Raw genomic sequence first — 21,722 nt, forward strand, 5'->3', positions numbered from 1 at the left:
GCCATCGCTCTATGGGTTGGCTTGATGATGGCCGCCCCGACGGCCATCATCTCTTCTATTCGCCGTGCTCCATGACGTCAGTGAGGTAGGCGACGTCTTCAGTCTCCGAGAGTGGCTTCGCCAGATGTTGGTCAAACAGCTCCAGCGCTTCTTTCGTATAGGGCTGCTGCCAGTGCCAGTCCAAGGCGGCCTGATCTTTCCAGCGCTCGAACACGACGTATTTGTCCTCCTGCCCTTGCACCTTGAACAACCGGAATTCATTATTGCCCGCCTCCTTTCTCGTGAGACGGATGCCTGGCACCATTTTGTCCAGCACCTTCGCCGCAGAACCCGGCTTGAAGTGGAGGTTGAGCATCACGATTACTTCACCGGAAGCCTTGTTTCGAGTGTCCTGGTTCATGTCTCCGATTCCTCAGGCAGCGGGCGGTTCAGCCTTGTCCACGACGATGATCCCATTCGAGCGCGCTGCCTGCAGCCTTAACGCCTTGAGTGGCTGATATTCCGCCGAATCGTAGAAATGGCGGACAGCCTGGCGATCAGGGAATTCCAGGATCACAAAAAAATTCGGCGCCCAGGCTCCCTCATAGTTTTCGGCCCGGAGTTCCCGGGCCAGCGGTCTGGCGCCATGGCGCGCCATCAACTCAATAGCCCCTTGCTCGTATTGCTCCATCCTGGCGCGGTCGTGTACTTCAAGATCGATGATGACTAGTGCTGACATGCCACGGCTCCTGTCGGGTTGCGAAGGTATTGTTCTGAACATTCGAGACGATACCGATCGGTATCGTCTCGAGTCGGAGTATGATACCGATCGGTATCCTGGTCAGCAGGACTGCCGGAATTCTCCAGTTGGCTACATGCGGTAGAACAGACGAAATCCCCAGATAACATGACCACTTCAGCACTTGCGCCCCGTGAACGCATCATCGAAGCCGCGCAGTCGCTCTTTTACCGTGAGGGCATTCGCGGCATTGGTGTAGAGGCTATTGCCTCAGCGGCAAACACCAACAAAATGGCGATCTATCGTCACTTTGAGACCAAGGACGATCTGGTCACCTACTGGCTGTCGTCCGTGGCTCAGGAGTACGAAAAGATGTGGGCTCAGTGGGAAAATCTGTACCCCGGGGATCCCGCATCGCAACTCAAGGCATTGGTCCAGTCCGTGGTGCAGCGCCTGCGCACCGAAGGCAACCGCGGATGTGCTCTCGCGAACAGCCTGGCGGAACTCCCGGACGAGCGCCATCCCGCCCGCGTGGTGATCGACCAGCACAAGAATGCCCAGTTGAGGCGCATTCAGGCTTTGTGCAGCGAGGCGGGGCTCGAAAATCCCCAACATTCCGCCATGATCCTGCACCTGTGCTTCGAGGGTGCTCAGGTGGCGGCGCAATCGTTAGGCGCGGATCATGTGGCTGCACACCTGGTAAGTTTGATCGACGCGATGCTGGTGACCCGCGATGGGATACATTCCAGGCCTGGCGCAGGAAGCGGTCGATTGCGCAAAGCCCGTGATACGAAATGATCCGTATGACCAGGGGCGAGAGCGATCCCGTCATGCATTAGTGTCCTGAGGCAAGGGGTTACGAGCTTTGCTCATAACTCCTTGTGCTGTTTTGGCAGTGAAATGTCGATCAGGTTTGCAGCGCAGCCTTGATTGCCTCGGCGAGTGATGTCGTGTTCCTGCCCAGAAGCCTGGAGAGGTCGCGGGAAGCGCTATCTAGTTCACCTTGCGCAGATTTCACGTCCGCATCGATCACCACATCGACGATCATTTGCGGCAGGCCGAACCCATGTAGCGCTGACGCATAGTCGGAGGAAGGCAGGTCGTTATAGGCAATCTGGCGACTCACCTGCTTCGATACCTCCTCGACCAGTTCAGCCATCGAGTAGGCATGGTCTCCGGCGAGTTCATACGTCTTGTGGGCATGACCGGGCTGGGTTAGCACGGCAACGGCCGCGCCTGCGTAATCGGCCCGCGAGGCAGATGCAAATCGCCCTTGTCCTGCGCTCCCGTTGATCGTGCCATGTGCGAGCGCAGCCGGCAGGGCATCCGTGTGATTCTCGAGATACCAGCCGTTGCGTAGCAATACGAAATCAATGCCGGAACGCTTCAGATACGCTTCCGTCCGTTTGTGTTCGTCGGCCAGAATCAGCCTTGAGGTATCGGCGCGCAGTAAGCTTGTATACGCAATCAGCTTGACGTCAGCGTGCCTGGCGGCATCGATCACGGCCTTGTGTTGCCGGAATCGTTCACCCGGCTGTACTGCCGATATCAGCAGCAGTTTCTCCACGCCCTGGAACGCCTGTTCCAGTGTCTCGGGACGATCGTAATCCGCTTCGCGTACCTGTACGCCAAGAGAGTGCAGTGCGTCGTGTTTTTCCGGATTACGAACTGCAGCAATGATGTGCGCTGCGGGGACGACTTGCAGAAGTTCCTTGATGACCAGTTGTCCAAGCTTCCCGCTTGCTCCAGTAATGGCGATCATTTTGTATCTCCTTTTCAGCAACGGCGGATGATCAACGAGATCGGCAGGCCAAGAGCGAACATATGGATCAGCAAGGCGGCCACGTAAGGCATGGGCGAAACCGATGCAGGCGTGGTGAAGGCGCTGTGCGGCAGCACGACTATGCCCATGAAAAAGAACACGATCAGGCCGAGCACCGGACCCGCAATCCACGCCAGGCGATTCACCACCGGCAGGCGCGACGCGACCAGGCCGTAGGCAAGTGCCGGAACGATCGACACAAAAAAGTGGAGCAGGGTCCCGAGGATCAGGCCTGCGGCGCCTTCATAGGCGGCCATGCCCATCAGGCTGCTGGCGGCGAGTTGCATCTCCGGAACGACGCCGATACCCCGTGCCAGTTGCAGGATCAGTACCGGAACGAGAACGATAAGGCCGGCGGCCACTCCGGCGGTCAGCCCTTTGGTCAGGGTGCGGGATAACCCGTCCACCGATTTCGTAGTATGAAGCGATTGCTCGCCCGGTGTTGCATGTGTCGTGTTCATGATCTGCTTCCTCATATCCTCTTGAAATGTGAGCGGCGGAGCGGCTTGTCCGTCGTTGGAAGCAGTCTAAAAAGCTGGGGGCGGGAGAGAAACTCCTGGATTATTAAAAGATTATTGTCGATTACCCCCCCTAATCGCGCAGCCTCGGGAAGTAAATCACCCGTTGTCAGGCTTCATTTGCGACGGATGCGCGGCAAACAATTCAACGATCCAGTCCACGAACACGCGCACCTTGGTACTTAGATGCCGGTTCGGCGGATAGACAACCGAAACGGGCATCGGCGGAATCTGCCACGCTTCGAGGCAGCTCTCCAGCTCGCCGGAGGCAACGAGTGGCGCAGTCATGAACGTGCCGCCAATCACAATGCCGAGGCCGGCTTTGGCGAGATCGGCACACGTCGATACGTCGTTGCAAAGAATGGTTCTTTTGCCCTGGATATCGACGGATTCGCCATCGTGGTGAGCGACGAGCGGAAATGGCTTCGCGGTTCGTGCCGAGATCATATGGATCACTGTATGGTGAAGGTCGATCTCGCCCGGGTGGGAGGGTTTGCCATGTCGCTTCCAATAGCCGGGCGATGCACAGATACCCATGTGGCTGAGCCCGACCCGGCGAGCCACCAGTAATTGATCGGTGAGCGTGCCGATGCGTAACGCGCAGTCCACGTTGTCCGCAATTAGATCGACTGGCGTGTCACTGGCACCGATCTCCAGATCGATGTCCGGATATCGCGCAAGAAAATCGGGCAGAGCGGGTACGACCACCGAGTGGGCAAGCGGTCGCGGAAGATCGATGCGCAGCCTGCCTTTTGGATTGGCCTTGACACCGGTCATAGAATTTTCCAGCTCCTCCAGATCGGCCAGCAGGCGCACGGCGCGGTCGTAATAGGCCGCGCCGTCGGGCGTGACCGTGACGCGCCTGGTGGTCCGATTGAGCAGTTTGGTGGCCAGTTCGTCTTCGAGTAGTTGAACCAGCCGCGTCACGGTGGGTTTCTGGATGTTGAGGGTCTCGGCGGCCTTGGTGAAGGTTCCCGATTCCACCACGCGCACAAATATGCGCATCGCGTCGAACTTATCCATTCGTCCTCGGGCTCAAGGGTTGGGCGTCAATCTGCATCCAGGTCATCACGGGGCTTGATAAGGTTTCCACACCGGTAGTGTGTTGATTTGCGGTGGAGTTTGAAATCAGCACAAACGTTGTATTTTTTTCGCATCCTTGCGTGGATAGGGCGGATCCATTACAGATACCTTTAAAGCAACGATTTGCTTCGTCGCGTCCTCAACCGGGCGAGCCCGCACCAATGCTGAACTTCCGTAGCTGCCCGTATTCCAGCAGTTACATACCGTCGCAGGAACTGCCGCGCACGACCTGTAAATGTAAATCAAGGGGCGAGTCGGATTACAGAGCCAGCGCGGGATTTCTCAACGGGCATTTTGGCGAGGATTACGCTCCCGCGGAACGGGCGACCTCATAGCTCCGCAAGCCATCGTCAAGAGAGGTCATTCCGACATAGCCCAGTTCGCGGCGTGCGGCAGCATCACTCACGCTGAATTCCCGTCCGATCATGCGTACCATCGAACGCGAGAGGGGTGGGTCGCTATTTTTCCGCAGAATGGCCCAGACGGCATCCATCAATCGCCCTGAGCCTGAAGCCAGCCAATAAGGTATTGAACGCAATCCCTTGACCGAAAGACCCTGCACGCCTGCAATCAAACCGATGAATTCGCGGAACGTTTGCGTCTGCTGATCAGCGATGAAAAAGGCGCGTCCACCGTCGCCGCGTGTCAGCGCGCACTGGACGGCTTCGACGACGTTATCCACGTGGCAAGTGGAGAACGCATAGTCCCCACGGTCGATGAAAGCGAACTGGCCTGATGCGAGCGCCCGGGGAAGCTCGCGGCTGAACGGGTCCCCCGGCCCCCAGATTGCAGGCGGCCGCAATGCGATGGTGCGAAAACCCGGCTTGTTGGCAGCCAGCACGATTCGCTCGGCCTGCGCCTTGCTCGCCAGATAGGCCGAAAAATGCCGCGCAAAGGTAGGAGCGCTCTCCTCGGCATGACGGATGGGCAAACCGGTTTCGTCCATGATGACGCCTGCCGCGCTGATATGAACGAAATTCGGCACGCCAGCTTGCTCTGCCGCTGCCAATAATTTCGCGGTGCCATCCACATTGGCGTGAAAGAACGGCGCACGCGGTCCAGAGAAGCGAAACATGGCGGCCGCATGAACGACGGCATCGAGCGCGGGCAGTACCAGCGGCGCGTTGCTTTCCAGGTCGCCATCTAGAGGCTGAGCGCCCAGTTCCCGCACTCTTTCACGGGACGACGCCGAGCGCGCAAGTGCAAAGACCTGATGGCCTGCCGCAGCGAGCGCGGGGAGCAAGCGACTGCCGAGAAGGCCGGAGCCTCCAGTGACGAGGATCTTCATGGTCGATCAGCCTTTCGTGTCCGTTGCATCCGTTGTCAGAATGGCGCGCATGGCGTTCTCGCGGATGTCCCCAAGTACGGCGGGCGAGGGTGCCGCCGCATGGCGCAGTTGCGCCGTGACATAGAGCAGGGACGCGGCGTTAGCCGATGCCCACATCACGTCCGCCGCGGCTTCCACCGCGAGCGCGAGCCGCCCCTCGGCGGCAATGGCGGAAATGCGCTCGATGAGGAATCCGAAAGCTTGCTGGGCGGCCGGTATCTGCGCCCCCTGCAGAACCCGTCCCAACATCGCTGCATAGAGTCTGGGCCGTGCCGCCGCGAAGCGCACGTAATCGTCCCAGCCATCTCGCAGAACGGTCACGGGATCAGGCGATTGCGCGGCTGCATGTTTGCTTTCCAGAAACTGCGCGAACGCCTCCGCCATCGCGGCACTTAGCAGACCATCGGCGCTGCCGTAGTGGTGATAGAGCGTCGGCGCGGTGACTCCCGCCAGGGAGCAGACCGCGCGCGTCGAAAACTGCGCCTCGCCTTCCTCCTCGAGAACCTTCAGCGCCGCAGCAAGCAGGGTGGCCCGTGTATCCATGGTCGTACTATAGCGCTGATATAGGCGAATGTATAGCGGTGATATAGTCGGTTGTGGGGGCGTTCTTTCCTTGCAGGCAGAACGGACAACCGCGCAAGCGGCTCGGAGCTGTCATTCATCGACTCAGGGAATGCTGCTGCCACACTTGCTGGCTTCGAGGATTTCTCGCGCACAAAGCCACATTTGTGTGTGGCCTGAGGCGGGCCCGGCGAACGTGGAACCCATCGCTCCCCTGCGACGCGTTGCGCGTCGATCACGCATGTCGTGTGAAGGTTTCGTTGTCACTGGCGCGGGTGACTTGCGACTGCTGCTGAGTCCGTAGCCGCCGCTCGAAGGGCAAACTGCCAAGTTGGGGAGTGACGCTTCATGGCCGACTGCCGCCTCACGCGGCGTAACGCGGACCACGTCGAGCGGAGTGCCGGCCAATGCAGTGATTGCGTCGAGTTGCGTCGCCTTTCTTGCCTGCGCTTCGAATTATCTTGCGCCGAAATACGTGTTCGACGCCTTGCTGGCTACCACCGGAGCACTCGCGTTGCTCGTCTATCTTGTCATCACGGTGTGTCAATTGCGGCTACACAGGACCCTTGCGGCCGAGGGCCGTCTGAAGGTGAAGATGTGGCTGCACCCTTTCCCTGGGCTGGTCGCGGTGGCGCTGATTGCGGGTGCGTTTGCCGTCATGCTGTGTAGCGAGGATCACCGGCGTGAAGTCGTCGCCACGCTTGGTTGCAGTGCGGCGCTCGCTGCTTCTGCCTACGTACGCCAGCAGCGCCGTCGCGTGAAGGCGCACGTGGCGGGAGCAGGCGTCGCTGGCAGGACGTGATGTTGGTGTCGACGTATTCGGCCGCAGTCAATCGGGAGCTCGCGGCCGAAAACGTCGCATCGTGTCGGCGATCTGATCGGGAGCCTGCTCGCAGGGCGCAATCGCTCGGTCGCGCGGCCCAACGCCGTACGACCATAGGCGATCAGTCCAGCGCCTTCTCGCGCCAGGGCGCCTCGCGCAGGGCGTCACCCTGATAAAACGCAGGAAAGCGTTCGAGCTGGAGAAGCGCATCGGTCATGGAGACTTCAGCGCCCAGCACGGCGCTCGAGAAGCCCATGCGCTCCATCTGCAGCAACTGGTCGACGAGCACTTCGCCGGTCGCGCGCAAGTCGCCTTCGAAGCCGAGCCGCCGCCTGATCAGGTAAGCCTGGCTATAGGCCCGCCCATCGGTGAACGAGGGGAATTGAAGCTCCACGCGCGATGCATTTGCAATTTCAGTGGCGTACGCGAGTGGGTCGGCATCGTTCGGGAGCATCAAGGTGGATGCCGCAGTGTCGCCCGCATGATCATGAGCGTCGAGAAGACGTATGCGTGAAGCGGTCTTCATACAGTGTCCTCCGCGGTTGCGCGAGCCGTATCGGCGGCCGCCTTGAACGGTTCGAGCCCAACGCGGCGCACCGTTTCGATGAACGTCTCGCTGCATTCGCCGCGCGCTTCGCGCAGCGCGACGTAAGCGCCGATCAAGGCGTCGATGACCTCCGGCACTTCCTGCGCCGAAAAAGACGGACCGATCACCTTGCCGGGACGCGCATCGCCGCTGCGTGCCGATCCGTCCGAGCCGCCGAGCGTCACCTGGTACCACTCCGCGCCGTCCTTGTCGACGCCGAGTATGCCGATGTGTCCGCTATGGTGGTGGCCGCACGAGTTGATGCAGCCGCTGATATGCAGGTCAATCTCGCCGATGTCGTTCAGTTCGTCGAGGTCCTGGTAGCGTTCCATGATGCTTTGCGCGACCGGCAGCGACCGTGCATTGGCGAGCGCGCAGAAGTCGCCGCCGGGGCAGGCGATCATGTCAGTGAGCAGGTGCACGTTCGCGCTCGCGAGGCCGGCCGCGGTTGCCGCTTGCCACAGGGCGAGCAGATCGTCGGCGTGAACCCACGGCAACACGATGTTCTGCGTGTGCGTGACACGCGCCTCGCCCGCGGAGAAGCGATCGACGAGATCCGCTACGCGTTCGAGCTGCTCGGCGGACGCATCGCCGGGTGCTTGAAGCACGCGTTTGAACGAAAGCGTGACGATGCGCAGCGACGGGTCCCTGTGCGGCGCGACGTTGCGTTCGAGCCAGCGCTGCAGCTGCGGCGTGCTCGCGGCTGCGGCCTCGAGCATGGTGGGGGCGTGCGGCTCGGCGGTGCGTGCCGTGTCGAGCTTCGGCGGCTCGAGAAAGCAACGGCTTACCCGCTCGAACTCGGCCGGCTCGATCGTGTGCGGGCCGCCGTCGATGTCGACGATCTGCCGGAACTCGTCCTCGACTTCGTCGACAAAGCGCTGGCCTTCGGCTTTCACGAGGATCTTGATGCGCGCCTTGTACTTGTTGTCGCGGCGCCCGTACTGGTTGTACACACGCACCACGGCCTCGATGTAGTTCATGATGTGCCGCCACGGCAGGAACTCACGCATCAACGTGCCGATCATCGGCGTGCGCCCCATGCCGCCGCCCACCGTCACGCGAAAGCCCAGTTCGCCCCGTTCGTCGCGCACGAGGCGCAGGCCGACGTCATGCCAGTCTGTCGCCGCGCGGTCTTCGGTCGCGCCGGTGATCGCAATTTTGAACTTGCGCGGCAGGAAGGCGAACTCGGGGTGCAGCGTGGTCCACTGGCGCATGATTTCGGCGAACGGGCGCGGGTCCGCGATCTCATCGGGCGCGACGCCCGCGCGCTCGTCGCACGAGATATTGCGGATGCAGTTGCCGCTCGTCTGGATGCCGTGCATGTCGACGCTCGCAAGCAGGTCCATCACGTCGGCCGCCTTCGAAAGCGGTATCCAGTTGAACTGAACGTTGGTGCGTGTCGTGAAGTGGGCGTGATGCGTGGGCAGGCGCGTCGTGCCGAGCTTGCGTTGCGCATCGAGCGCGCTGCGGTATACCTCCGCTTCGGGCTCGTCGTACTCGCGGGCCACGCGAGCGAGCACGCGAAGCTGTTCGCTCGACAGTTCGCCGTACGGGACCGCTACGCGCAGCATGGGCGCGTGCCGCTGCACATACCAGCCGTTTTGCAGACGCAGGGGGCGAAACGCATCCTCGCTCAGCTTGCCTTGTTGCCAACGCTCGATCTGATCGCGGAACTGCGCCGCGCGGCTCGCCACGAAGGCCCTGTCGAATTCGTTATAGCGGTACATGGTGAGTGCGGAAATGCCGTGACACGGCGGACAGAGAAGGAGCGACGTTATCGCGTCCGCATCGGTGTCTCAAGAAGCAGATGCCGCAGAAATGAGCGTAGCAGGAGCGTGCAGTCCACCCAGGCGCCTTCGGCCGACGGCAGCGCGGGGTGTGAAAGCATCGACCGTTCCCGGTCGAGCGCTCGACGATCTGGGTCGTGCGTTCGAGGCGCGTGGATTCATCACGCGACTGGCTTCTGGGAGATTGTCCTGGTATTGCGCGCCGAGATTCTGCCGCGACGAGGACGAGCGGTTTCAGGCAATTGACGCGTCGGAGATTTCCGACGTATTATGTGCAAATGACTACGACCGATGTCTTTGGGGCGATTGCAAACCCGACGCGCAGACGCATCCTCGAGATGCTGCGGGGTGGCCCGCGTGCGGCCGGGCAAATCGCGTCCGCGTTCGCCGTGAACCGCCCGGCGGTTTCCGAGCACCTGCAGGTCTTGCGTCTCGCGGGCCTGGTCACGGAACAGGCGAGCGGACGGCAGCGCCTTTATGGATTGAACGCAGGCAGGCTGAGGGAACTCGCGGAGTGGCTGCATCCGTTCGAGCAGTATTGGGAGCAACGTCTCGATGCACTCACTGAAATACTCGACAAGGACACGCAATGACAGAACCCGGGCTCATCCAGCTCACCCGCTTCATTCCGCACTCGCCGGCGAGGGTCTGGACTGCCCTGACCGACCCTGCCATTCACGCCAGATGGTGGGCGGCTGGCGATGTGCGCGCGGTCGTCGGGCATCGCTTCACGCTGGATATGGGACCGTGGGGCCTGCAGCCCTGTGAGGTCGTCGCCGTCGAGCATGAACGGCTGCTGTCCTATTCGTTCGCACCCGGCACGCTGAACACGACGATCACATGGCGGCTCGAAGCCGAAGGAAGCGGTACCCGCCTGTCACTCGAGCACAAGGGCTTCGACCTCGATTCGCCGCTCGGCAAGGCAGCTTTCCAGGGCATGGGCAAGGGATGGCCGGACGTCATTCAGCGGCTTCAGGACCTACTGGACGTATGAGGGCGCGGGTGCTTGCACTCTTGGTGCAACGCTCGATATTGTCGCTCCGTATTACCTGATAATCCTGCCGGCGACTTCGACTCGATTGCTCCGCCGTTCGACCTCAATGCAGTCACCCTTCCCGGGGAGCGTCACAGCGGATCGTCGTGGCATTGGCTTTTTCCACCGTCAGGTTGATCGAGCGTGCGCCGCCGGGACGCGTGCGGTGGCGCACGCCTGCGGGAATGGTCAGCAACTGACCCGCGCGCAACTCTATTGCCCCTTCTTCAAAATCGATTATCAATACGCCTTCGATTCCGATGAACGTCTCATCGGAATCGGGATGGAAATGCCAGAAGTACGGCACCTCCATCACGCTGACGTGAATGTCGTGATCGTTGACCGTCGTGAGGACCTCATTGCGATAACCCTCGCGTAAGGCCGCTGTCATGGCCAGAAAGTCAGTCGGTTCAATCATGCGCTCGCTCCTGCCTATGGGCTGATAAAAACGCCAGGTACGCATCGATTGTTCCTGCCACCGTTCCGGCACTTTTAGCGCAGTTGCGCGCCTGCATAACAATCTGACACGCGCGAACTCAGTCGTCTTCGCCGTGAACATGCTCGTACATGTTAGACCGGTTATGCGAAGCGACTAACACGCAAAGTTGCGTCAGGAATTCGCTTGTTTAGTAATTTCTGATAAACACAAAACGCCAATAGATAATCAATTGACGCCATTCAAATGTCTCGTATAGCATGACTTCGAGCCGGATACCACATGCTACCTGGATAAACAGGATAACTAAACAAATCAGATACGCGTAGTGATACTCAGGAGACAGCCATGATAGATTTACGCCGTCTTGCGGCCGCCATGATCATCATTGGTTCTTTGGCGGGTTGTGGAGGAGATAGTCCAGGCCAGTCCGGCTCCGCCGCTGTCGCGGCTGACCAGCTTCAGGGAACGGCTCAGAGTAGTCCCAGTGCGGGTTCCAGCAATGCAAACGCGGCTGTCGCCGCCGCCGAGGAAATTCCCGCTTCCGATCATGGCACCATGCAATTGACGCGGTATGTCAATCCGCTGATCGGCACGTTGGCCAGCAACTCTCCGAACCCAGTGCCAGCAGGGCAGGCTGGCAGTGTCGTACCCGCAGCGGGCCTGCCGAACGGCATGGTGCAGTGGGCACCCGATACGAATACCACCTCGGCTCCCTCGAACAGCGCGGAGCCCGGTTCGCCGGCCGGTTACTACTACGACATCGGCTCGATCCAGAGTTTCAGTCTCACCCATATGAGCGGCGCCGGTTGTTCCGGCAACGACGGCGAATTCCCCGTCATGCCGACGCTCGATGCCAGCAAGCCGCTCGCGCAAACATTTAGCCATACCAACGAGAAGTCGGTAGCAGGCGCCTATTCCGTCGTGCTCGATAACCAGGTCAAGGTCGAGTTGACTGCAACCCTGCGTACCGGCTTTGGTCGCTTCACGTATCCTGACAATCAGCCTTCGACGCTCGTGCTCAACACGACGTATACAAACACACAGACGAGCGTAGCCAGCTCGGTCACTCAGGTCGATGCGAGAACCATTTCGGGCAGTACCACCGGTGGACATTTTTGCGGTAATTCAACCAATGTTCCGGTGTACTTTTATGCGGAGTTCAGTCAGCCATTTGTAAAGACGTCATCCTTCAACAATGGCGTTGCCGTGATGAATTTCGGCAAAGGCGCCACTGTCATGATGAAAATCGGTATTTCATATGTGAGCGTCGCAAACGCCAAAAATAATCTCCAGAAAGAAAACCCCTCCTGGGATTTCGACGGTGTCAAGAAGGTCGCCGATGCGATATGGAATCAGCGCCTCAACGCCATTCAGGTGAGCAGTAGCGATACCACGGCGTTGACGAAGTTCTACACGGCTTTCTATCACGCATCATGGGCGCCGAGCGTATTCAGCGATGTGAACGGCCAATATATCGGCTTCGACCAGAAGGTTCATCAGGTCAGTGCTGGCCATGCTGCGCAGTACACCAGTTTTTCGGGTTGGGACATCTATCGTTCGCTGATACCGCTCAAAGCCACGCTCTTCCCCGAGGAAACGAGCGATATGGCGCAGTCGCTCGTCAACGACGCGGATCAGTGCGGGGCAATTCCACATTGGGTCAATGACAACGTCGAAGACGGCGTGATGCCGGGCGACGCCGGCTCGATTATCGTGGCGGGCGCGTATGCCTTCGGTGCGCGCAAGTTCGATACGGCGGGCGCCTTGAGCCATATGATCCAGATGGCCAACATTCCCGGCACCGCGTGCAACGGCGTGACGACCAACGGCGGGCGCGCCAGCTATCTACAGTTCGGCTATATCACGAACGGTGAATGGGGGCAGGCTTCGTCTACGCTGGAGTACGGCAGCAGCGATTTCGCGATCTCACAGTTTGCCGGTGCACTGGGCAACACGGCGATCCAGAAAATGCTGCGTAGCCGCTCGGCTTACTGGCAATACCTGCTCAACACTTCCTTGACGCCGCCTCTGATTGCCGGACGCAACTCCGACGGCACGTGGATTGCGGAGAACCAGGGCAGCACCGACAACTACGTGGAGGGCAACGCCGAGCAGTACACGTGGATGGTGCCGTTCAACCCGACCGGGCTGTTCGCGCAACTGGGCGGAAATACGGCGGTGGTGTCGCGGCTGAATACGTTCTTTACCGTGCTGAACGCGGGGACGACGCTGCCCAACTTCTATATGGGCAACGAGCCGACCTTCGAGGTGCCCTGGTTGTATAACTGGGCGGGTTCGCCGTCGGGCACGCAGAATGTCGTCCAGCAGATCATGGCGAGCGCCTTTGGCACAGGGCCGAACGGTTTGCCCGGCAATGACGACCTGGGCGCCGTGTCGGGCTGGTATGTGTGGGGCGCGCTGGGGCTCTATCCGGAGATCCCGGGTGTCGGGGGCTTTGCGATCGGCAGCCCGCAATTTTCCTCGATCGTCGTTCATCTCGGGAACGGCAAGACCTTGCGCATCAATGCACCCGGCGCGCCTGGCGCGAATTATGTGCAGGGGCTCACCGTCAATGGCAGCGCTCACAATAGTTCCTGGCTGGACGTTGACGCACTTGCCAACGGCGCGACGCTGAACTTCGCAATGGGTACGTCGCCTTCGCAGTGGGGCGCGAGCCCGGCCGAGGCGCCGCCGTCCTATGGGGTGCCGGTTGCGCGTAACGTGGCGGATGCTTTCAACAACCACGGCATCAGCGCCGACGGCAGCACCGACACCGACGGCCTCGGTTCGGACTTCGACGGCTCTCTGTTCAGCTACTCGTCGAGTGCGTTGGCGGCGGCCGGCGCGACACCGGGCAAGCCGTTCGTTGTCGGCGGAGCAAGCTTCGTTCTGTCGGGTGGACCGCTCGACAATGCGGTGGCGGTAGGACAGACGATTGTGATGCCGCCCGGCACGACCGGCCATTCGCTGGTTCTGCTGGGTTCGGCCAACAACGGCCCCGGCTCGGGCGCGGCGCTCGTGACCTATACCGATGGGACGACCACGCCGTTCACGCTCGCCTTTGACGACTGGACCCTCAATGGCGGCAGCGCGGCACCGGTGGACCCGATCGCGTTGACTACCGCGTATCGCAATGGCGGCAATGGTTCGACCGACGGCGTCAAGACTTATCTGTTTGCGCAGTCGGTGCCGCTGACACCCGGCAAGCTGGTGGCGAGCGTCACATTGCCGAGACAGTCCAGCGAAGGCAAGTTGCACGTGTTCGGTATCGCGGCAGCGCCTTGAACACGTTGGGCGCCGCGCAGGCGGCGCCCAACGTGCACCCGATCTCGTCGATGCAGGCGGGTGGGCAAGCGCACAATCGGGAACTCCCTGTGCGGCCAGGAATCAGCCTGACGTCGCTTGCCGATTGGCTCGTGCGATCGCAGCCGCTTCTCCAGGCCGACGCATTGTGGGCCGTCGGGGCTTTCCGCCTGGCGTTGGCAAATTGAGCGAGCTCACTGAAGGTTGGAACGGCCGGTTGCTTTGCGATGCGGGTGGCTGAAGTCGGATCCCGTTGCGGACGTTCGTCGTTGCACCAGACGAACGTCCGTGTTTGAGCGGATTGCGGACTTTACGCAGCGTTGAAAGCCGGGACGGCAAATGGTCGGGCGCGCCTGCGGGCGCTGCCAATGACGCCGACTCAATGATCGAACCACCGATATTGGATCGCGACAGAAACGATCCGGTAATTGCCGCCAGCGCGCACGACAAAGCCTTGTGAGTAGGCGAGCTTGGCAGACCAGCCACGCCCGAGTGGCACAGCAAGCGTGACGCCTGCGCGCGCGTTAGCCTGGTGGGCGCTGCTTGATCCACCATTCACTTGAGTTGCTCCACCGAGCGCATAGCCGAGATCGACGGCAAGCCAGAGCCCAGGCCGAAAGCTGTATCCGCCATGCAGCTGGGCGACCGCGAGAGGAGACTGGCTTTTGTTCTTGTCGTTGAAGAAGTTCGTGTTGTCCGTGAACAACCAGACACCGGCTGAGGCCTCAAAGAACCAGTTCCCCCACGGCTGTGATATCCCGAACTCCGGCTTGAATGCCCAGCGGTTATTGCCGACGTTGACGAGACGTGAGGGGACGTACTGACCTGTGGGCGCCTGAATTGTCACGCTCGCCCCGAGTGAGGTGGCGGGCGGTGCGCGGGCGAACTCCTCGGGCGAAAGCGCAGGGGTGCCGATCAGATTCAGCGCGAAGCGAAACTGCACATCGCCGAGACCTGCGCGATGGACTTCAGTCGGAGCACCAATGACGAGCCCACTCAGATCTCCGCTCACGAATGGCACCGCAACGCCGATCGACGCCGCGCGGCCTGCCAGTGCGAACGTGCGCACATAGCCGAGAACGAGGTTGTTGAGCTGTGCGCTCACACCCGTGATGGGGAGGGACGGATCGGTGAGTACGTCGCCGCTAACGTGCGCGTAGCCCAGAAGGAGAAAGTTCGTGCCGACCGGCGAAGGAGAATAGGTGCGGGGCTCCAGTTCCTGCGCGTGGGGAGCGTTTGCCAGCCACGGCAGGACGACGGCACAGCAACAGAGACGCAACCACAGAGTGGATTGCCTGCTCATGGCGGTGCATTCCGGTTTGCCAGCAGGAGGGGGGCGTGCGGTGTGCCTGCATGCGCCCGCGAGATCACGAGCCAGGATAGCAGCGACTCCCACAGCGGTGAATAGGACGATGGTCTGATTGTCCTGGGGAGGCGGTGCGCAACCGCCTTGTTCCATCCTGATGGCTTGAGCAACGATTGGCCGCCGAGTGTCGTCGCTGCAGTTCCGGTCCAGGACTATAGGCCAATATTCAACAGACGCCGTAGTTCGAACATCGCGGGTTCACGGATGTTCGCAGACATTCGTGAACTGGTGCGAATCTAGCAGCTTTCAGGAAGCTTCATTCCAAGGCACATGGCAGCCAGCGACGCTGATCTGCATTCCTGCGACGATCTCCTTCCAGTTGAAGGGAGATTTACCGTGAGTGGTTGCCGACGGGCCTGGACCGGCCCACACACGCCTCACTCTGCTCGGCATGATTGCCCGACCATACGGGCAGCCCGATTTAAACAGGCATTGGCGACACGCTGACACATACAAATTGCTTACGTCTCCGTATATAGTTGATTTATCAACTTTGTAATGATGTAGATCAACTTCAGTGGAGAAGACGATGTTTCACAAAGTCACCCCTGGTGGGCTCGCGGGATTTTCGCGATTGAATCGGCGCACGTTAGGGGGCGTTTGATATGGCGACACGGAGCGAATGGGCAAGAGGCATGCGTGCTCCAGCGTACGAATCACTGAATCCCCTTGAAATCCTCTTCGACGGCGCCAGGCACAGCGGCACCTTTCGTGTGATGACCGGGTCAGTCATCGTCTACTACGAAGGGGAAGTCAAGTCCGCGTCGTTTGGCATGGACCGGCCCGAAGTGGTTGCCAGGTGGCTCCTGACTGACCTCGTTCGGCGTGCGGAGTCGGACAAGCGGAAGCAACGACGTGACTATGCAAGCAACACCCCCCGATAACCGGTCAGGAAGCCAAAGCCATGGCCCGACTCATAATTCTTCGCCGAGCTGCCCTGACGAAGGGCTGAACTTCTCCGGTTGCGCGTGCCGCGTAGTGCCCCGGACGAAGCTTGCAGGGAGCCCCCACGCAAATGGACAAATGGCCGAGCAGCCGTTCAGTCACTACTGGGCAGTCGATGCTCCAGTGTGCCGTTGCGCGACGATCTGCTCAGCCGCCTCCGCGTTCTCAGGATAGCGGTACCAGTCATCGGGGTTATACCCGGCGGCAACCCATTCGTTCAATTCAGCGACCACCTCGGCGCGCGTTTTGGGGGCAGATGGATCACTCGTTTGCGAAGAGACTTGGGCAAGTGCGGGCGCCACAGAGCATGTGACGAGGAGAAAACCGAGGGCAAGGCGGGACGAGGTGCTCATGATTCGAGCCTCCAGCGAGATACTTTCTTAATTTTAGGCGTCGGGCCGTCGTATGCCCAGAGGCGCACTGGCGGCACACTCGATTCGGTCCCTGCAACCTGGGCGTTGGCGCCCGTATGCTGCGGACGACCGGTAGCGAATGACTCTTCAGTAGAAAACCGTGGACATTCGGTTATACATATCGACCGTCCCTTCCGGGCCCGAACTCCGACTGAGGAAACCCGCGCGCCTTGTCGTCACCGAGACGACTCAATTCGCTATCTACGTGATGGGTGGGTATCAAGCGCGCCGGATAGCCGCTTCAGGAGTTCAGATGGTGCATTGACACGGTCATGTGCCTTCCTGGCGTTTTCAGCGTGGCCTGTCCGACGGGGGGCATTAGGAGCGACCCGTGGGATTGATCCATTCTCAACGCTTCGTTCCCGCAAGTAGTGTCGTGGCTTCAGCGGATCTATCGGACGAAAGTCCGATATCCCCTATGACTACGGGTGCGTAACCTGATCAAGAAACCTGGATATTTGCCTGGTGGCGCAATGAAAATTGGATCGATCGTGTTCCTGAAAACGCTTTCTGTCCGTTTCGCATTTCCGTTTCAGCGCCACCAGATCGTCGCGGGGGCAACGCGCGCCCGGATGCTGGCTGCAAAGCGCTGCGCTCGCGGTCAGCGGGAGGTGCGATGAAGGCAAGCGATGGTATCAACCCGATTGAATGTCGGGAGATCATTCGACAAAGGGCATTCGAGCTTGCGAGCAGCGGTATCTTTGACGACTGCGAAGCGGTCAAACGGGTGCTTTGTGCGTGCTTTGATGCCGCACACCTGCATCAGATATTTTCGAGCCCGTTCTGCCGTATTGATATCGACCAGCGCTGCCAGGCCGCCCGTACGAGCGGCGCGCTGAATGGAGATGCTCAGTCAGGGGATGGCAACCCGAAGCACGCCAATCCGCATCTGGCGGAACGGGCCGTGCCGACGTCGTCTCGTCCGCTGGCCGGTTGTCCCCGGCAACGACCTCCTGCTCCGGTGACGCGCAGCGAGTTGGCAACACTGACGGGGGCAATCTCTGGCCTGCTGGCCGACGGTAAGGAACTGACTGCGATGCAGATGGCACAGCAACTCGACGCTGGGGAGCGCAAAGTGCGGCGCGCCTTGCGGGAAATGTTGGCCAGTTGGGAGGTGCGTGTCGTACGACGCACCCCGCGTTGCCCAAGTAGGCGCCCGGCACGCATTTTCGCGCTTGCGGATCGGGCTGAGGGGGGCGCTGCAGTTGCCGCCGGCTTGCCCTCCTGTTGGCCGAAAGTGGATCCAGTGGTGCTGCGTGCCATGGATGCATTTGTTCGCCACGGATGACGCATTGTGCTGCGCCCAGAGTCATCACCCGGGAGAAGTCTGAATAAGTTTCTGCCATCCTGCGGCCGCCCAGTTTCTGATAGCAAACTTCCTACGTGTCGTGTTGCGTCAAGAGGGACGTGTCCCTGTCGCGATGTACATACTTGCACCTGCGTGCTCGTCATGGACGAGCAAGATGTCTGCAAGGTGTTTTGCTGTCTGATGCGGTTGTTCGCATAGAGGCCTGGCCGCTTGGCAGCGTCAGCACATCTACCGAGGACGCGGATCTGACAAGCGTCACGCTGCTGCTTGATCGTGAGCGTGGCCGGACGCGGGTGGAATCGAACTGCACGCGAGCCGGCGGCAACCTGCCAATCGACTTCAATACAGCTTAAGCAGCGGTGGGCACGGCGATGAAAGCGATAAAGGTGAGCGCAATGGACATTCGGTCTGCTCCCACACTGAGCACGGAGTTCCTCAAGTTCCCCAGCGCGCGCATGATGCAGAAAATGGAGGCCAGGACACTGGCCGAACTGGTCAGTCTCGTCGCAAACGCTGGCTTTGAACTCCCTGATCCGCTCGTCCATGGACGTCAGTAAAGGAACGGCGGCCGAGACGCATTGGCGCCGTGCGCATCGAGCATCATGTATTCCGTAAGTCAGACGGCAGAATAGTTGCTGGGTAGCAATTTCAACCGGACTGGTCACGATGGCTGACGATCGTTACCAGTGCAGTGCGAACGCCATGATGTTCAAAGCGCAAAGGACAGCGAACGCGGCGATGGCCCACCGCAGGTCACGCCAGAGCGCCCGCATTCTGTGCCGGTGTCCCGCCTTTGCATGGGGCGCCGCCTTTCCGCATTTGCTGCCGTCTGCTTGCCTTTCATCCGGTCCCGCTAGTTCCATCTGTGCCTTCCTGCGACTGAATTTCCGATGGTTATCACCATGCCAACAGCTTGCTTTCAAAGTGGCATCGCGTGCAACATCGTCAACGCGATCGCGGCAAGCGATACGATTGCGACCGGCAGATAGCCACGTTCTTCACGCATTTCGTACTCCACAATTAAACACAGAGTGTGCATCTCGAGAGTGAGGAACGGACGCTCCGGTATGCACAGCACGCCCACTGGATCTGGTATCTACGCGCCGGTGACGGGCGAGACATCGTGCAATCGTGGTGCGCCGCAATATAGCCTGGGGCGTGAGCGTCCTGCTGTGGCGATCCGCCGCATTTTCGCGGTAAGCGAGCATTGGCTCTAGATACCTCCACGGCGGCTCGCAGACCCTGCGTTACAGGGTTGCAAACGCTAGCGCAGCAACGCGGCAAGTGCGTCACGCAACGGGTGGCTAGACACGACAATCATGCCGCGAAAGAGGGTATCGAGGTCGACGATGACGTACGCGACAGAAGCAATCGAGACTGCCCCGAGTGAAATCGTGATGAGCACGAGCGTGTTGCGAGGCGCCATCAACCCGAAGCTCAGAAAGATAACAAACAGCCAGAAAGCGAGAGTCATGAAAAACGGCAGCGAGACTGAGCTGTGGACTTCCTGGATCAGTTTCCAGTGCGCCTGGATGATCCGCGAGAACTGGTCTTGGCCGACACTGAGCAGATCTCGATGATTGCGATCGCTGGCAACCAGCCGGCGCCACTCGATGCCCGCCGAGTTCAGCATCGTGTCGAGCTGGACATCGTCGAGATTCTCGGTCACGTCCTTCGGCGCCAGGTTCCGCGGATAGTAGTCGCCAGGCGGTGGCGCCTCGTTTCGCCAGGTGCTGGCGATCGCAGCTGCCAGATAGGCCCGCATCAGCTTGCGCACAGGAACGGCGTCCGCACCGTATTCGCGTGCCGTGTTGTCGAACTGGATGATGTCCGAGGCGAGGGCACGGAAGTCGTCGGATGCATTGTCGAAGGTGCTTTTGGCCGAAGCGGTCATCAATCCGAGCACAAGTGCTGCAAACGTGACGAGCATGCCATCGACGAGATGCACGAGCTGAACCGTCTGGTGGGCCTTATGTTCCTCGGGCAGGAGCGGCCGGACAACGACGCCGATCAACGCACCCAGCAGCAGCAGCGCCAGGACCATCAGGGCGGAGGAAAGAGGATACACGGTGCGCCTCATCTGATTCGTCGTTCGCGCAGGTGAATTACCCGTTTCATAATGTTGCTTGGACGGCCCGCTGCAAATCATGGTCGTGCGCTGCGGTGAAAGTCTGGCGTTTGACTGGAGGACGCCCGTGTGAGCTTGTCAATCATCGTAGGCGATCAGGGGCACCGTGTATCAGGACAGTAGTGGCTTTGAGGGACTACGCGATTCCTTCCCATCGGTGCGTCCACATACCTCGGGGACACTCCCGTTCGGGAAACCCGCTGCGAGCCTCACACTGAGAACTGGTTTTTGCCACGCTACATTTTTCTGAAGGGAACCCTCGCGGGTTACCTGGCAACCCTGGACGTTTGCCCCTGCATCTTCCTGACCTTTACGCGTCTCGCAAGCATGTTCATGCCTTCAACGAACGCCGAGAAGGCCATCGCGGCGTAGATGTATCCCTTGGGCACGTGCGACCCAAAGCCTTCTGCAATCAGCGTCATACCGATGACGAGCAGGAAGCTCAATGCCAGCATCACGATGGTCGGGTTGCGCTCAATGAATCGGGAAAGTGGCCCCGCGGCAAATAGCATTGCGGCGACGGCGAAGATGACCGCCACGTACATGATGGCGACATGTGAGGTCATTCCGATGGCGGTGATGATGCTATCGACCGAAAACACAATGTCGAGCATCAATATCTGCAGGATTGCTGCGCGCACCGTGATACTGACAGCGTCGGCGGGAGACATCTCGTCTACATCGTCGCCTGCGACGTGCTGATGGATTTCCCGTGTCGCCTTCCAGACGAGAAACGCGCCGCCACCGAGCAGGATGATATCCCTCCATGAAAATGGATGGCCGGCGATGCCGAACGCTGGTTCGCTCAGTCGTGCAATCCACGCGACGGTTGACAGCAGCGCCAAACGCATGATGAGGGCGAGACCGATGCCGATGCGCTGCGTGCGTGCGCGTTTTGCTTCGGGAAGCTTGTTGCTGAGGATGGAAATGAATATCAGGTTATCGATTCCCAGCACGATCTCCATGACGATGAGCGTCACGAGGGCGGCCCATGCAGCGGGATCGCGTGCGAGAGCGACAAGGGAGTCCACGATCTACGGTTCTCTCTGAGCTAGCCTTTGAGTTGGTTCCACAGCACGTGCAAGCGAGTGACAATCAATCTGCGCTACACAGGCTAGATCGCCAGCCTTGCGGGCGATATCGGACCTTGGTCTGATATGAAACGGCCGCGCAGGGTGGTGCTGAATGTCTGCGCGGCGGAGACGGGATTCGTCGAACGCGATCGTGCAAGTCATTTGTCGACACTCGAAGGCGTGGGACCAAGGTCCGATGCCCGGTCCAGCCGAGCGTTGTTATAACCTGCCGGGGATCTCTGCGCCCTATCTGGAGCATTCGCAATTCATTAAACCGGCTCACGAGTCGTAGAGAGTGAGGGCGTCGCAACTTGAACGATGCGACGGACCACGGCGTTTGTTTTATGTTTAAGCGATCCGCGCAGGGGCATCCAGGGAAGTCCATGGGACTCGCGAGCAGGAGCAGACAGGTCGCGCCTACGGGATCAAACTCGAATGCCGGCCAGATGTTTGTTGCGCGCAGTCCAGGAGCTATCGTCGAACTGGTG

At 60.2% G+C, this 21,722-nt stretch carries 20 protein-coding genes; 6 read left to right on the forward strand and 14 right to left on the reverse strand.

Annotated features, from left to right (window positions below; translation table 11 throughout):
• Positions 1-55: 55 nt before the first annotated feature.
• Positions 56-400: a putative quinol monooxygenase gene (locus AB4Y35_RS04115; protein ID WP_368703413.1), complete on the reverse strand. Its 345-nt coding sequence runs from the start codon at positions 398-400 to the stop codon at positions 56-58.
• 12 nt (positions 401-412) lie between these two features.
• Positions 413-718, reverse strand: a complete 306-nt coding sequence (locus tag AB4Y35_RS04120; protein ID WP_165979362.1) for a DUF1330 domain-containing protein — start codon at positions 716-718, stop codon at positions 413-415.
• Between the two features lie 168 nt (positions 719-886).
• Between AB4Y35_RS04120 and AB4Y35_RS04125 the strand changes: the two genes are divergently transcribed.
• On the forward strand, positions 887-1,516 hold the full coding sequence (locus AB4Y35_RS04125; protein WP_368703414.1) for a TetR/AcrR family transcriptional regulator: 630 nt from the start codon (positions 887-889) through the stop codon (positions 1,514-1,516).
• A 109-nt stretch (positions 1,517-1,625) separates the two neighbouring features.
• On the opposite strand, the gene AB4Y35_RS04130 is transcribed toward AB4Y35_RS04125, so the two are convergent.
• The 5 genes from AB4Y35_RS04130 to AB4Y35_RS04150 all read right to left on the reverse strand — a co-directional run bounded on the left by AB4Y35_RS04130 (position 1,626) and on the right by AB4Y35_RS04150 (position 6,011).
• Entirely contained in the window at positions 1,626-2,480 is an 855-nt protein-coding gene (locus tag AB4Y35_RS04130) for an SDR family oxidoreductase (protein ID WP_368703415.1), read from the reverse strand.
• 14 nt (positions 2,481-2,494) lie between these two features.
• On the reverse strand, positions 2,495-3,001 hold the full coding sequence (locus AB4Y35_RS04135; RefSeq protein ID WP_368703416.1) for a hypothetical protein: 507 nt from the start codon (positions 2,999-3,001) through the stop codon (positions 2,495-2,497).
• A 156-nt stretch (positions 3,002-3,157) separates the two neighbouring features.
• Positions 3,158-4,081 carry a LysR substrate-binding domain-containing protein gene (locus AB4Y35_RS04140; RefSeq protein ID WP_368703417.1) on the reverse strand — a complete coding sequence of 308 codons (924 nt, stop codon included), beginning with the start codon at positions 4,079-4,081 and terminating at the stop codon, positions 3,158-3,160.
• A 364-nt stretch (positions 4,082-4,445) separates the two neighbouring features.
• Complete coding sequence (locus AB4Y35_RS04145; RefSeq protein ID WP_368703418.1) at positions 4,446-5,429, reverse strand: NAD-dependent epimerase/dehydratase family protein; 984 nt, start codon at positions 5,427-5,429, stop codon at positions 4,446-4,448.
• 6 nt (positions 5,430-5,435) lie between these two features.
• The gene (locus AB4Y35_RS04150) at positions 5,436-6,011 is read right to left on the reverse strand and encodes a TetR/AcrR family transcriptional regulator (RefSeq protein WP_368703419.1); all 576 of its coding nucleotides are present in this window, start codon (positions 6,009-6,011) and stop codon (positions 5,436-5,438) included.
• Between the two features lie 349 nt (positions 6,012-6,360).
• Here AB4Y35_RS04150 and AB4Y35_RS04155 point away from each other — a divergent pair, with 349 nt between their 5' ends.
• The gene (locus AB4Y35_RS04155) at positions 6,361-6,831 is read left to right on the forward strand and encodes a hypothetical protein (RefSeq protein WP_368703420.1); all 471 of its coding nucleotides are present in this window, start codon (positions 6,361-6,363) and stop codon (positions 6,829-6,831) included.
• Positions 6,832-6,973: 142 nt separating this feature from the next.
• Here the strand turns inward: AB4Y35_RS04155 and AB4Y35_RS04160 are convergent, their stop codons facing one another.
• Complete coding sequence (locus tag AB4Y35_RS04160; protein WP_368703421.1) at positions 6,974-7,378, reverse strand: DUF934 domain-containing protein; 405 nt, start codon at positions 7,376-7,378, stop codon at positions 6,974-6,976.
• Positions 7,375-9,165 carry a nitrite/sulfite reductase gene (locus AB4Y35_RS04165; protein ID WP_368703422.1) on the reverse strand — a complete coding sequence of 597 codons (1,791 nt, stop codon included), beginning with the start codon at positions 9,163-9,165 and terminating at the stop codon, positions 7,375-7,377. The genes AB4Y35_RS04160 and AB4Y35_RS04165 overlap by 4 nt, the downstream gene beginning before the upstream one ends.
• A 338-nt stretch (positions 9,166-9,503) precedes the next feature.
• On the opposite strand from AB4Y35_RS04165, the gene AB4Y35_RS04170 reads away from it, so the two are divergent.
• Both AB4Y35_RS04170 and AB4Y35_RS04175 read left to right on the forward strand, forming a co-directional pair.
• Entirely contained in the window at positions 9,504-9,818 is a 315-nt protein-coding gene (locus AB4Y35_RS04170) for an ArsR/SmtB family transcription factor (protein ID WP_368703423.1), read from the forward strand.
• Positions 9,815-10,219: an SRPBCC domain-containing protein gene (locus AB4Y35_RS04175; protein WP_368703424.1), complete on the forward strand. Its 405-nt coding sequence runs from the start codon at positions 9,815-9,817 to the stop codon at positions 10,217-10,219. Before AB4Y35_RS04170 ends, AB4Y35_RS04175 begins: the two co-directional genes overlap by 4 nt.
• Positions 10,220-10,331: 112 nt before the next feature.
• Here the strand turns inward: AB4Y35_RS04175 and AB4Y35_RS04180 are convergent, their stop codons facing one another.
• On the reverse strand, positions 10,332-10,676 hold the full coding sequence (locus AB4Y35_RS04180; protein ID WP_368703425.1) for a cupin domain-containing protein: 345 nt from the start codon (positions 10,674-10,676) through the stop codon (positions 10,332-10,334).
• Positions 10,677-11,042: 366 nt separating this feature from the next.
• Here AB4Y35_RS04180 and AB4Y35_RS04185 point away from each other — a divergent pair, with 366 nt between their 5' ends.
• The gene (locus AB4Y35_RS04185; RefSeq protein ID WP_368703426.1) at positions 11,043-13,982 is read left to right on the forward strand and encodes a GH92 family glycosyl hydrolase; all 2,940 of its coding nucleotides are present in this window, start codon (positions 11,043-11,045) and stop codon (positions 13,980-13,982) included.
• A 397-nt stretch (positions 13,983-14,379) separates the two neighbouring features.
• On the opposite strand, the gene AB4Y35_RS04190 is transcribed toward AB4Y35_RS04185, so the two are convergent.
• Positions 14,380-15,303 (reverse strand): transporter, encoded by a 924-nt coding sequence (locus AB4Y35_RS04190; protein WP_368703427.1) that lies wholly within the window; start codon positions 15,301-15,303, stop codon positions 14,380-14,382.
• Between the two features lie 1,109 nt (positions 15,304-16,412).
• On the reverse strand, positions 16,413-16,664 hold the full coding sequence (locus AB4Y35_RS04195; protein ID WP_368703428.1) for a DUF4148 domain-containing protein: 252 nt from the start codon (positions 16,662-16,664) through the stop codon (positions 16,413-16,415).
• A 676-nt stretch (positions 16,665-17,340) separates the two neighbouring features.
• On the opposite strand from AB4Y35_RS04195, the gene AB4Y35_RS04200 reads away from it, so the two are divergent.
• Complete coding sequence (locus AB4Y35_RS04200) at positions 17,341-18,012, forward strand: hypothetical protein (protein ID WP_368703429.1); 672 nt, start codon at positions 17,341-17,343, stop codon at positions 18,010-18,012.
• Between the two features lie 1,285 nt (positions 18,013-19,297).
• Here the strand turns inward: AB4Y35_RS04200 and AB4Y35_RS04205 are convergent.
• A complete protein-coding gene (locus AB4Y35_RS04205) occupies positions 19,298-20,101 on the reverse strand; it encodes a hypothetical protein (protein WP_368703430.1) in 804 nt (267 codons plus the stop codon).
• A 326-nt stretch (positions 20,102-20,427) separates the two neighbouring features.
• Positions 20,428-21,192, reverse strand: coding sequence for a TerC family protein (locus AB4Y35_RS04210; protein ID WP_368703431.1), 765 nt, complete (start codon positions 21,190-21,192; stop codon positions 20,428-20,430).
• Positions 21,193-21,722: the final 530 nt, after the last annotated feature.

It is taken from the genome of Paraburkholderia sp. EG286A (genome assembly GCF_040965375.1).
GTDB lineage: Bacteria > Pseudomonadota > Gammaproteobacteria > Burkholderiales > Burkholderiaceae > Paraburkholderia.